General features: G+C 53.8%; 9 protein-coding genes. 5 read left to right on the plus strand and 4 right to left on the minus strand.

The window, feature by feature from the left end; all coding sequences use genetic code 11:
* Positions 1–11: 11 nt before the first annotated feature.
* The 3 genes from Mal65_RS05550 to Mal65_RS27455 all read left to right on the plus strand — a co-directional run bounded on the left by Mal65_RS05550 (position 12) and on the right by Mal65_RS27455 (position 5,242).
* A complete protein-coding gene (locus Mal65_RS05550; RefSeq protein WP_145294618.1) occupies positions 12–1,751 on the plus strand; it encodes a hypothetical protein in 1,740 nt (579 codons plus the stop codon).
* On the plus strand, positions 1,748–4,828 hold the full coding sequence (locus Mal65_RS05555) for a hypothetical protein (protein WP_145294621.1): 3,081 nt from the start codon (positions 1,748–1,750) through the stop codon (positions 4,826–4,828). The genes Mal65_RS05550 and Mal65_RS05555 overlap by 4 nt, the downstream gene beginning before the upstream one ends.
* A gap of 66 nt (positions 4,829–4,894) precedes the next feature.
* Positions 4,895–5,242, plus strand: a complete 348-nt coding sequence (locus Mal65_RS27455; RefSeq protein WP_145294624.1) for a 4Fe-4S dicluster domain-containing protein — start codon at positions 4,895–4,897, stop codon at positions 5,240–5,242.
* A gap of 134 nt (positions 5,243–5,376) precedes the next feature.
* Here Mal65_RS27455 and Mal65_RS27460 read toward each other — a convergent pair whose 3' ends face one another.
* A complete protein-coding gene (locus tag Mal65_RS27460; protein WP_196784592.1) occupies positions 5,377–5,724 on the minus strand; it encodes a tyrosine-type recombinase/integrase in 348 nt (115 codons plus the stop codon).
* A gap of 165 nt (positions 5,725–5,889) precedes the next feature.
* On the opposite strand from Mal65_RS27460, the gene Mal65_RS05570 reads away from it, so the two are divergent.
* The gene (locus Mal65_RS05570; RefSeq protein WP_145304704.1) at positions 5,890–7,050 is read left to right on the plus strand and encodes a transposase; all 1,161 of its coding nucleotides are present in this window, start codon (positions 5,890–5,892) and stop codon (positions 7,048–7,050) included.
* Positions 7,051–7,296: 246 nt separating this feature from the next.
* Here Mal65_RS05570 and Mal65_RS05575 read toward each other — a convergent pair whose 3' ends face one another.
* Entirely contained in the window at positions 7,297–8,700 is a 1,404-nt protein-coding gene (locus Mal65_RS05575) for an alkaline phosphatase PhoX (protein WP_196784594.1), read from the minus strand.
* Between the two features lie 395 nt (positions 8,701–9,095).
* On the opposite strand from Mal65_RS05575, the gene Mal65_RS05580 reads away from it, so the two are divergent.
* Positions 9,096–11,162 carry a S9 family peptidase gene (locus tag Mal65_RS05580; protein ID WP_145294626.1) on the plus strand — a complete coding sequence of 689 codons (2,067 nt, stop codon included), beginning with the start codon at positions 9,096–9,098 and terminating at the stop codon, positions 11,160–11,162.
* A gap of 54 nt (positions 11,163–11,216) precedes the next feature.
* Here Mal65_RS05580 and Mal65_RS05585 read toward each other — a convergent pair whose 3' ends face one another.
* Together Mal65_RS05585 and Mal65_RS05590 are read right to left on the minus strand one after the other, a co-directional pair.
* Positions 11,217–12,296, minus strand: coding sequence for a CobW family GTP-binding protein (locus Mal65_RS05585; protein WP_196784595.1), 1,080 nt, complete (start codon positions 12,294–12,296; stop codon positions 11,217–11,219).
* 29 nt (positions 12,297–12,325) lie between these two features.
* Positions 12,326–12,781 (minus strand): thioredoxin family protein, encoded by a 456-nt coding sequence (locus tag Mal65_RS05590; protein WP_145294629.1) that lies wholly within the window; start codon positions 12,779–12,781, stop codon positions 12,326–12,328.

Consider the following 12,781-nt stretch of genomic DNA (forward strand, 5'->3'; position numbering starts at 1 on the left):
GAATAGCTCAGATGGAGATCACTTCTGTTAGCGATGTATTGTCAGAACTCGGGATTGAACATCCTGATTTGAACGTCCTTGCGCCTACACAGAGCAATTACAGCGCTTTGTTGTTTCAGCCCCAGGGAAACATCGAACTTGGGCAAGACGGTGTGCGACACGCAGATTCGGCACTGGCAAATGACCAATTCAGCGCATTTCTGAACGAAGCAGTGCGCAGTTCTGCCGACTTGGTGGTCAGTCCCGAATATTCGATGCCTTGGCGAACGTTGGAAGTACAGCTTTCAAACGGTGTCGCTCCGGTGGAAGGGAGCGTTTGGGTTCTTGGATGTGAAAGCATCACCATCTCTGAACTCACAGCGATGCGGGGACGACTTTCTCATCTCATAGAGTTTGTGTTTGAGGAAATTGACAACACTTCCGGGCGCTTCTTAAATCCGGTCGCGTACATCTTTCGCTCAAAACGACATGGGTCAGAAAGCAGTGATCAACTTGTCATGCTGCTTCAGTTCAAGATATGTCCATTAGGAGATCCCGATCACTTCGAAGTCAATGGATTGCAGACTGGCAGTCGACTTTACTGCTTCGGAAATGGAACTTCGCAACTGCGAATGGCCACGCTGATTTGTTCCGATGCTTTTGCATTTTTGGATGAGCACGCCAAATTACTTTATGACAGAACGCTCCTGATTCACATCCAACTAAATGCCAAGCCGCGACAAGATCAATTTCGGCGATATCGAAGCAGCTTGCTTCAGTACGGTGGAGGGCAAACGGAACTTGTCTGCCTGAATTGGGCTCAGAATGTACATGCTTCGCACGATGGATCTGAGAAGTGTTGGAGCAATATTGGTGGATCTGCTTGGTACTTGTGCCCGGATAAATTCGACAACCGAGATTCAACGCTAGCCGAGAATCATCGGCGTGGACTTTACTACACATGGCTCGAATCTCTCCGCTCTCATGCGTTGTTCTTTAACTACAGTCCTTCTTTATTCTTGCTCAACGCAACAAAGGTTGCTCACATTGGAGTCCCAGCGTCGCTTTCACGACGCCGTGGTCCACAAGTCGTTGAGACGAGAGCATGGGAACCCGATACGGCCTCTTGGGTAGTGCAAGATTCCGTCGACGATGGTTTTGCTGCCATTGCAGTTGAATGCGGTGGAGCTGAGACAAAAATCACAGCGATGGCCTCCACGAACCCGTTCCAGGTGGAACGACTACTCGCACTGTGCGCGGGCAAAGTGGAGAAGGGCGCTAACTGGCATACGCTGAAGGAACTCGACTCCTGTGCGATCGAGTCCACGGAAGTTGTACGAAGAATAACCGCATGTCAGGACGGGGAGGCTCATCACTTCCGCGTGGAACGACTGCGGCGATGCAAAAGGCTCTATAGACTCTTAGAGCAATCATTACCGGCAGGCATCGCCGATCTCGAAGCCGGTTTCGATCTTGACTGGCATCCTGACTCACCTCACCAGAACGTCGTGTCAAAGAACGGGCGGCGAGCGACTGCCATTTATCTTGGTGATGACTACAGCGAAACGCAGGTGGAGTCGATCGTGAAGACTGTCGAGGAATACTTGGGGCAAAGTTTGAACGATCCAGACGACATTATCGAGGCAAGACAGCGTCTTCAAGTGTGGTACCGAAGTGACGAAGGCAATGATGTCACGTTCGATTCTCACCCCTACGTCGACATCGATGATCCTAAATCTGGGTCACCATTTGACATTACGAGGCCTAAATGACTTTAACTGTAGAACAGCTTCGAAGTCGTCTGACTTCGCAGTATCCAGATATCGAGCAGATTGATCAGGCCGTAGTTCGATTCACGCGCCGAGCGAACGACCGCGCTTTCGCCATTTGCTATGTCGATGTCTCTGATGAGTTGCCAACGTCATCTCAGTTGCTTGATGATTACCAAGCAAAGATATTTGGCAAGCGGTACTTTGAAGGCAGAAAAAGCCTTCAGTGGAGCAATTATCTCTATTTTGTTGTGGGTGCGGAGAAAGCTACTGACGCGACAATACAATCAACGCGTGAGCTTATCCAGCGAGACCGTAAGTACGCCAGAAAGTTTGTTATCGCGGAAGGTGAGTTAGACTGGGCGATTTCTTCTCCGTCGTTTCAGATCGCTGACAGTCAAGTCGCGACTGGAATTGTGAGCATTTGGACAGATATGCTTGCGGCAGCGAACTTGGATCGCGCTGTTTTGAATGACGAATCACTACCGCGTCGACTAGAGCTTATCGAGGCTGACTACGGGCAAGACGCAACGCCACTGCCAGCTACTCGTCCGGTTAGAGCTGCGAAACAACAACCATTCCTTTCGTCACTTGAACTGACTAAGTTTCGCGAGTTTCCCGTTCAGCGATCGTTCTCATTTGGTTTGGTAAACCTTGTCTGCGGACCAAATGGAACCGGGAAAACATCTTTGTTTGAGGCTGTGGAGCTGTTGTATTGCGGCAACACCAAGCGGAACCCGAAGTCTAAGGAGAGGTATCGTATTGATGCGATATTTTCTGACAACACTTCTGAATCCGCCACTGATAGACGGTCGGCTACCACGTTCCGTGATCGCAATCTTGCTTGGTATGGCCAATCAGAAGTTAAGACCAATCGGCTTTATCAGAGCTTTTCACAATTTAATTTTCTAAACACGGACGCCGCCGTCAGTCTGGCCGAATCGGATGAGTCGCTTGAAGATGACTTGTCGAAACTGTTGGTTGGACCGGAAACGTCAAAGACATGGCGTGAGATTGAGAGGACCAGTGCCAAGATAGCAGACAAGATCAAGGAGCTGAGCGCGGTTCGCAACCAGGCGAACCTGGAACTTGAATCCGTAAAACGTCAGCTGGAAGCATCGCCTGAATCTAAGCAGGAGTCAAATGCGGTTTTCGCTCAACTCTCAACTCTCGTTGAGCGGGCCGGATGGTCGATCCAAGAAGGACAAAAAGACAAAGCAAGTGACGAACTGGTGAAATCTTTGGCCGAGCTCAACACATTGCTTAACCAATCAATTGCGCTCGAATGGGCTGGTTCTCCAGTCACCATCGACAAGTTGGAGCGGTTCGTTGCAGAAGCAGAAAGCAATTGTACGTTGGCTACTGATCTGATCAATCAAATTAAGATGTTGCGAAGTGATGAACGTCCGCTTGTTGGTGCCTTGACAAAGTTCGATGCGGCTTTGAAGGATTTAGAGCAGGCGTCCAAATTGGTCGCTGCTGGTGTCCCAGATATGGTGGCGCGAATCGAGGATGCTGAGAAGAAGCTAATGGCGTTACGCCGAAAGGTCGTGGGGTTCAAAGAGCGGGAGCTGCAACAATCGCTTGAGCCGTCATTGGATCAATCAGTATCAGATTTTCTGAATAGCGTTCTGAATGTATTCGACACGCTTCAGAAGGCACGCGATGATGCCGACGCCCGTTACTCGAAGTTTGCTGCACTCAGAGATGAGTCAGTCAAATTGTCGCAACAACTTCGAAGCATTGCTTCGCAAATGCTACAGGACGCTGCGTCTCCCAATACCTGCCCATTATGCCATACAGAATTTCCGCCCGGTGAACTGGCGAGCCACATCAACTCAGGTGTGGACACTGACATTGAAGCTCAGGCGACGCAACTTTTGGAGGATCTGCGCAATTGCACAAAAGAGGTCAAGTGGGCGGAGGCTCAGAGGCCGTACGCTGAGTGGATTCGAAGATTCTGTGAACAGAATGAGCTTTCAACGTCCGTAACAATTCGCGACATTCTGAACCGTGCATCAGCAATTCAACAAGAGGTGTCGCAATTAGAGGACACAACATCTCAGATTCAAGATGATCTGACTTCGGTGAGCCAGGGCGAGTATTCGGTCAGTCAATTGCGAGAGCTTTTCTCGCAGTCGAGTGGCTCAGGAGAGCCCGTTGCAAACACGACCAGAGAAGCTCTCGAAACCCAGCGTTTACGGCTAGAGTCCGAGAGGGAAGCGTCGGTGGAGAAACATGAATCGATTAGGAAATCGATTGAGAAGAAGCACCAAACGCTAGAAAAGACTCTCGGCATAGTCGAGCCAGGAAGCGAGTCACCAGAATCATCTCTTGCGGTGATTCGCGAGCGAATTTCGACCGTCAAGACGCTGTTGAATCGGCTTGCGGACTTCCGGACGCACTATCCCTGGGAAAAGCATATTGCATTGTCTGAAGTAATGGTCGCAAGTACTTCAATTCGAAAGGTCGCGTCAGATTACCAACTGACATCTCAGAAAGAACAAAGCGAAGCCAAACGAGTGTCTGAGGCAACGAAGCGCAAGGAGCAGGTGGAAAAGCAGCTGGCTGGGCTGACCCCTCGCATTGAACGGCTTAATGACGCACAAGATGTACTCAACAAAATTCAAACAGAACATTCCCTGAGTGGTGCTATGGAGGAAGCATTGCGGCAAAATCGAATGGCGATTGAGGGAATATTTGCACGGATACATTCGCCACCTGAGTTTTCCGGCTTAGGCGAAGACCTTACGACGCTTGTGCGAAAGAAAGACGGGGCTGTTGCAGGTCTTCAGCAGATCAGTACCGGGCAGCGATCAGCTTTTGCGCTTTCGCTATTCCTCGCTCAGAATGCGCAACTCAGGACTGCTCCGCCCGCCATTTTGATCGACGACCCCGTAGCGCATGTCGATGACTTCAATTGTCTTTCGTTCCTTGATTACCTTCGAGACCTCGTCGTTGCCGGAGGCAGGCAAGTCTTTTTTTCTACAGCAAATGACAAATTGGCGATGTTGTTCGAACGAAAATTCGATTTTCTCGGAGAAGGGCAGTTCGTGCGATTTGACTTGCGAAGGGAGTAGCAAGTTAGAGACTGGAGATGATTGGGTTGGAGAAGAAGTCTCGAAACAGTCTGAAGGAAACATTCAATGAGCTACGTAGTGACAGAAGCCTGCGTCGGTTGTCTGGATCGATCGTGCATACAGTCATGTCCCGAAAGCTGCTTCTACCTCGCTCCACTCGCTAACCGCATTCCCGGCCAGGGAGTTGTGTTTGCCGGAACCGATGACAGTTCGACCGGCGCGGGAGGAATGGTCATGATTGCCCCTGATGAATGCACGAATTGTGGAGCGTGTGAAACGGAGTGCCCGGTAGAAGCGATTTACGAAGACAGCTCAGTCCCGGAGGAATTTACGAACTGGATTGCAATCAACGCTCGCTACACTCGTTCGCTTTCCGTTGAACGAAAAGAAGGTCTTCGTCAACATCCTCAGTGAATTCCGCTAACGGCATTTGTGCCCCGGTTCAACTCACTCCAACCGTTTACACTTCTCCCCAATAAGTTCATTTAGCTGCCAGAAACGCAGTGAATCTGCTGTTTGCAGATCCGACACACCAGAGCAGAAAAGTTCTAACGGTGTCCTGTCGCCCCGACTGCATCAAAGCCCGTGAAACTAAGTGTTTTGCGGGCTTTTGTAGTATCTGCGTCGTTCCCGTTACGATCGGTCGAATGGTCAGAATGTGACTCCATTTGACCCTCTTTGCCCAAGTTTGGTGCAACCGTTCGCAGTGCGTGATCCCGGGCAATCGACAACGCTTCCACTGCTTCGGCCGTATCGAGCAACCGAGCATCCGTGTAAGTGTTCATCGTCGAGGCTATGTCGCTGTGTCGCATCGCAGCTTGGTCGACCCTGGGCGTCACGCCGGCCCGCGATAGGTGCGTCCCGAATGAATGCCGCAGCGCATGAACATGAATCACGCACCCGTCCGCGTCGGTCTTGTCGATCCCGGCGGCGGTAGGGTCGCTGTTCGTAATCCGCAGCTATTCCTCTCAAAAGGTGCCACCCACCTTGTGTTGACAGGCCGTTTTAGTTCGGCTAGTTTCTGCTTGTGCCATAGCAATCCCCTCCGCCGCCGGTGAATGATGCCTCGTCCGCAACGTGCTGAGCAGTTCGATCCTGCCGAAGTGTGTGTCGTCCACGTTATTCAACGCTGCGTGAGACGCGCGTTCCTGGCCGGTGTCGATCGGGAGACCGGCGTCGATTACTCATTTCGCAAAGAGTGGATTCGACGTCGGATGGAATCGCTTGCGTCGGTGTTCGCCGTCGATGTGCTTTCTTACGCGGTAATGAGCAATCACATTCACCAGATCCTGCGCAACCGGCCGGATGTCTGTGCGGCTTGGTCCGACGAGGAAGTTGCGATCCGCTGGCTGCGAGTGTTTCCAGGTCGTAGGCTCGAGGAGCATCTGGCCGAACCCACTGAGAACGACGTCAAGATGCTCTGCGGTGACAAGGAACGACTCGCTGAAATACGTCGGCGTCTGTCAGATATTTCTTGGTTCATGCGCGCACTGGCTGAGCCAATCGCCCGAATGGCCAACAAGCAAGACGAATGCACGGGGCGGTTCTGGGAAGGGCGGTTCAAGTGCCAGCGGATTGTCGACGAGGCTGGTTTGCTCGCATGCAGCATGTATGTCGACTTGAATCCGGTGCGAGCGGCAATGGCGGACTCACCCGATCACAGTCCGAATACCAGTGGTTATGACCGCATTGAAGCCGAGAGGGGCAAGCAGATCCCATCCGCGGCGTTCGACTTGCGGCCAATTCCGACCGAAGAAGCGGGGCACCAGATCCGCGAAACACCGGTCGCTCAGCTTCGCAAGAAACGAATCGCAAAGAAGGCGAACCCAACCGGAAAGCGCATCCGTCGTGATCAGTGGCTTGCACCACTTCCGCTTAATCCATCGATACTCGCTGACGAACCTCAGGTTCATTCCGCGGGATTCCGCAGCAGCGATCGTGGGTTCTTGAGCGTTGAGTGGAGTGATTACAAGCGACTGCTGCGCTGGACGGCAAAGCAGACCGTAGACGGTGTCGCGTCGAAAGTGTCCCGCAAACTTTCGGCGATACTCCAGTCGCTCGGTATCGACGCGTCGATGTGGCGTGACTTGGTTTGGAACTGGCAAAAATACTTCGGCAAGACTTCGTGTGTCGGCGCACCCGATTCGCTGAAACAGCATGCCGAGCAGTCCGGCCTACGGCATCACCGCGGCCAAGCATCTGCCCGCGCCTGCTTTGCCTAAACGAACAAAGGGGCAGGCCTCCTTGTTCGGTATTCAGGCGTTGCACCGGAGATGCGTTTGAGGGTCAGCGATGGTCTTAACAATGGTCAACATTGATTCGGAAAAAGATTTCCGAATTCCATTCTCTGAGGGAAAGCGGACTTGGCTGCCAGCCCCAGAACCCCGGAGTCTTTCCATGCATCGCCCGCGAATTAGAGCTGCATGGCCACGATAGGCCCCCAAGCGTTCGGCCTTTGTTTTGACCGCTTAGGCATCGCCTGTCAGGTTTTGCCAGGGGCCGGTGATCGCAAGGGTGATGCCGGGGGTTTGGATGTTGGCAAACAGCCATTGCCCGTCGGGGCTGAACGTGGCGCCGGCCCATTCCCGTCCTCGGAAGTCGCCTTGAAAACCCTTTTGCCCGTTCAGCTGAACGTCGTTGACTGCCAGCGGGATCAGATGTCCGTCTTGCGAAAGCAAATGGATTCGTTGCGGGTATTCATCATCGCCATAGTCGCCGTCTTCACACAAAGCCAAGCCGCCATGCGGATTGACACAAAGGTTGTCGGGCATGTTCAGTGTCTGTTTGCCGGGGCTTTCGAAAAGCATCGTCAACTTTTGAGCTTCAGGATCGTACTGCCAAATCTGACCTGCTTTGGCGGCGCCGCCACTGGTGGCGTCGAAGTAAATCATTCCATTGCCGCTCCAACAGCCTTCCAGTCGTGCGAACGTGGTGCACCCGAGTCGCTTGCCTTGCTTGAACACGCCCAGTTCATCGGGTTGATCCAGGCCGGGCGTGTTGGCCAGCGTCGGTTCAGGAATCGTATGCCACCGGACATCGAATTCACGCCCCTGTTCGACGTGGCCGCGTAGGTCGTCGTGACCGACCACTTGTGCGATTTGCAGCTTGCCACCGGCGGCCAGCTTTCGGTGCTGGTTGGGAATGAATCGATAGAATCCAGCGGTGCCACGGTCTTCGGTTTCGTAAACGATGCCGGTTTCGCGATCGATCGCCACCGCTTCATGGACGAATCGCCCCATCGCTTTGATGGGTACAGGATGACGCACGCCGGTGGGATCGACTTCAAAGACCCAGCCGTGATCGCGTTTGAAAGAACGTGCGGCATTGTTTTGATACGGATCGACCGAGTCGATACCCAAGACGGTTTCTTCCGCGGTCAGCCAGGTGCCCCACGGGGTCACGCCGCCCGCACAATTACGGCTGGTCCCTGCGATCGCCACGCGACTGTCCAACCAGCGACCGTGACGTGTATCAAACGTCAGTGTGGTGCAGCCGCCACCGGCGCGGCGGTCGAACGGAGTCCCGTCGGTGATGGGTAAAGCGTCGGAGTCGTCACTGATTTCATGGTTTCTGACCAGCGTGACGACGCCATCGTGTTCGGCGACGACACCCATCCCGTCGTGTGCTGCCGGAGTCGGAGTTCCGTCGGACATCGGATCGTTGGTCCAGCCGTGGCTGACGTACCGGAATCCTTCGGGCAATCGAATCAGTTCCAAGCCGGTCGTTTCATCTTTGGTCGGCAACAACGCGTGTCCGGACCGAGCGTGATCGCCCAGTGCGATGCGTCCGCCCAATGCGGCCAGGGCCGAAGCCACCCCGAAACCGGTCACGGATGAAAATGATTCACTGAGAAATTCGCGACGAGATTTCACGACGGTTCCTTGGATGAGCGGCGAAGACTTTCGGTGATCGCCCACCTGTCGTCTACGCTTGGGTTCTTGAGGCGGATACGGGGGAACGTGGCAACAAGTCAGCGTTTGCAATCAAGCCACATGGATGGTCACACGCGATCTATCGGCAGGGACATGACGCCACGATACCGAGACCGATTCAATGACGACGGGGCGGCGCGGCGGTGGTCACCCGTAGCGTACGAGCCGATGGTCGATCTAAAATCTAAATGCAAAAAGGTTGCGTGTGAACTCCAGCGTCCGGCATTTGTTGTGTCCGAGTCGCCTGGGATTTGCGATGTTGCCACAATGGTTTGTCGATATCGACTGCTGTTGGAAATTTAACCTTGCCCCCGTGAATCCATCGAGACTGTCTGATGAAAAACGTGTTAATCGCTTTTGCGGCGATGGTTCTGTTGTCCGTTGGCCTCAAACCGAACGGGGCATTTTCACAAGTCAATGAATCGGAAACGAAAAAGGTGACGCCGTTGTTGGATCGCGAACTGTTTTTTGGCAATCCGCAGATCGCCGGCGGGAAACTGAGTCCGGACGGAAAGTTCATTTCGTTCATGAAGCCCTATCAAGGCATCATGAATGTTTGGGTCAAGCCGTTTGCCGAACCTTTTGACAAGGCTCGGCCGCTGACCGATAGCAAACGACCGCTGTACGGTTACACGTGGACCGAGGATGGGAAGTACATCCTGTTTGTGAAAGATTCCGGCGGCAACGAAAACATGAATCTATTCGCCGTGGACCCGAATGCGGAGCCAGAGAGCGGCAAAGAAACGCCGGCGGCGCGTAATCTGACTCCGATGGAAGAGGTCACGGCGCGGATCATGCATGCCAGCCAGAACAACCCGGATCTTTTGTGGGTGGGTTTGAACGACCGTGACAAGGCGTGGCACGACCTTTATCGGTTGGAGATTTCCAGCGGAAACCTGACGCCGGTCTATCAGAATACCGACCGTATCACGGGTTATGAGTTCGATTGGGATGACAACCTTCGTTTGCTCAGCCGAACCGATCCGGCGGGCAACACCACGTTGTTACGAAAAGACGGCGACGATTTGGTACCGATCTATGAAACCACCGTGACCGAAAACGGGGGAGTGACCGGATGGGATGCGAAGAACGAAAACTTTTATCTGGTCACCAACAAAGGTGAATTGGATTTGATGACATTGTTTCGGATGAATCCCGAAACGCAAGAATTGGAGTTGTTGGAAAGCGATCCCCAGAATCGGGTCGATTTCGGCGGTCTGCAAATGGACCGCAACACTCGCGAAATCATCTCGACGTCCTACACCGAAGACAAGACTCGGTACTACTGGCGTGATAAGACTTGGGAAGCCAATTACCAGTTTTTGCAGCAGCGGTTTCCCGGACGCGAGATCGCATTCCAAAGCTCAACCAATGACTATCGCAAGTTTCTGATCGCCGTTCATGGTGACCGTTATGCGGCAGAAGCATGGTATTTTGATGCGGAAAGTCGTGAATTGATTCATCAATACACGCCTCGCCCGGAGTTGAAGGAGGTCGAGGAGTTTTTGGCACCCATGACGTCGATTCGCTACCCAAGCAGCGATGGATTGGAGATTCCCGGCTATCTGACCGTGCCCGTGGGGGCGGAGCCAAAGAACTTGCCTGTCGTCGTTCTGGTCCATGGTGGGCCGAAGGGGCCGCGTGACCGTTGGGGATACAATGCGCAAGTTCAGTTTCTGGCCAACCGAGGCTATGCGGTTTTGCAGCCGAACTTTCGCGCCAGCGGCGGCTATGGCAAGCAGTTTCTGAACGCGGGTGACCTACAGTGGGGCAAACTGATGCAGGACGACATCACGTGGGGCGTGAAGTATTTGATCGACCAAGGAATTGCCGACAAAAGTCGCGTTGCCATCATGGGGGGCAGCTATGGCGGATATGCAACGCTGGCCGGCTTGGCCTTTACGCCCGATCTGTATGCGTGTGGTGTCGATATCGTCGGCCCCAGCAACATCTTCACACTGTTGGATTCGATCCCGCCCTACTGGGAAGCCGGGCGGGCCTTTTTGTATGGCATGGTCGGGGATCCGGCCACCGAAGAAGGCAAGCAGCGAATCCGCGAAGCAAGTCCGCTGTTTAGTGCCGATAAGATCTCGCGACCCTTATTGATCGTTCAGGGTGCCAATGACCCGCGAGTCAAGCAGGCCGAAGCGGATCAAATCGTGATCGCCTTGCGGGATCATGGTCACGCGGTCAGCTATTTGTTGGCCGATGACGAGGGCCACGGTTTTGCCAAGCCCGTCAACCGGATGGCCATGTATGCCGAGGTTGAAGCCTTTTTGTCCGACCAGATCGGCGGTCGCTATCAAGAAACGATGCCGGAAGATGTGGGCAATCGCTTGGAAGAGTTGCGGGTCGATGTGAGCGAGGTGACCTATCAACCGGGCGAAGATTCGGGCCAGTGAAGTTTCGGCCAGTGCATCGAGCGAACCGGAACGTTTGCGGTAAAACGGGCGGCGTCAGTCGCCGGCCGGGCGCAGGCAATCCAAAAGCTTGGCTTCGAAGTCATCCCAGCCGGGAGTCTTCCGATCCAGGATGATCTCCAGGCGACTGTCACGGCGGTAGGCCGACGGCGCATAACTGGTGCCGTCTTTTGCACGGTTGATGGTCCACCAGTCGTCGTCGCACCGGAAGACGCCTTTGAGTCGCACGATGGGATGAACGTAGCCGAGTAAGTCCAACAATTCGTCACGATCGAAGATGTCATCGACGTGAAAGATCCATCCGCACGCGTCGTAGTCGGCATCACTGTTTTGGAACCGGACGGGGCGTCCCGGTGCCGGTTGGGGCGGGGCTGCTTCTTCTGCGATGTGATCGTGGTCGTGATGATCGGGATCGGAAACCGGATGAAGCTCGGCGGCCGACGTGCTGTCATCCTCGGGTGACCGATGGGCGTCGGCGAACATCGGGAAATAAAGGGTGTCGAATTGTCGGTCCAATAGTTCTGAATCGATTTCGCCGAAACTGGTTTCCAAGATCAGCTGCTTTGGCGGACGAAAGCTCTCGATCCACGTGCGACAGCGATCGATCAACTCTCGGTCACGGCTGTCGGTCCAATTCAATATGACAATGTCCGCCAACTGCACTTGATCTTGGAACACTGCGGTTTCCCGCCATCGAACATCATCAAAATCTTTGGGATCGATCAAACAGATGATGTTTCGAAGATCGATCGCGGTGGCGAAATTGGGGCTGCGAAGAATATCGATCACATTGGCCGGATGGCTGACGCCGGAAGGTTCCAAGATCAATCGATCGGGTTTGGTCCGGCGGATGAATTGTGCAAGCAATGGTTTGAAGACGAACGCCAGGGTGCAACAGGCGCAACCGCCGCCCAATTCTTCCACTGCGACGCCGTCCAGGCTGGAATTCACCAGCGCGTGATCGATCGAAACCTTTCCAAATTCGTTGATCAGGATCGACCAGCGCTGGCCCGCCGGCCGCTTATCGACCAGCTTTGCAATGGCCGTTGTTTTCCCGGAACCAAGAAACCCGATGATCACGTTGGTGGGGATTCGACTGAATTGTTTTGCCGGCACGGCAGACCGTCTCTCGATCAATTGTCTGGCTAATGGATGGGGCCATCGGTTTGCCGCAGGATCTGTCCCTCCAACAGGTCGATTGCCACCGGAAAGCTTTCCGTCAACACGGGTTCGCCGCGATCGAACAGGACATAAGTTGGGCAAATCGTTCCGCCCAGCGCTGCCACGGTTTGAACGTTGGCATTGAAATCAACGCGGACCACATCGACGTGCCCATCCAACGATTCTCGCAGACGCACCACATCACCTTTGGTTTGTGCACACCGTGGGCAATTGTAATCGACACCGAATTCAACCAGAACGGGTTGCGTGCTGTCGCGTATGTATTGTTCCAAGCGACTTCCACTGACGACCGGCAGGTCACGATCGCCGGAGTTTTCTGTTGCCGCCGTTGGGTGCTGGCGATTGCATCCGGCCATCAGCAGGCAACCGCATGCAATCAGCAAGGCAAGTTTCTTCGGTGCCAATCTTGTGAAAACCAT

It is taken from the genome of Crateriforma conspicua (assembly GCF_007752935.1).
Lineage (GTDB): Bacteria > Planctomycetota > Planctomycetia > Pirellulales > Pirellulaceae > Crateriforma > Crateriforma conspicua.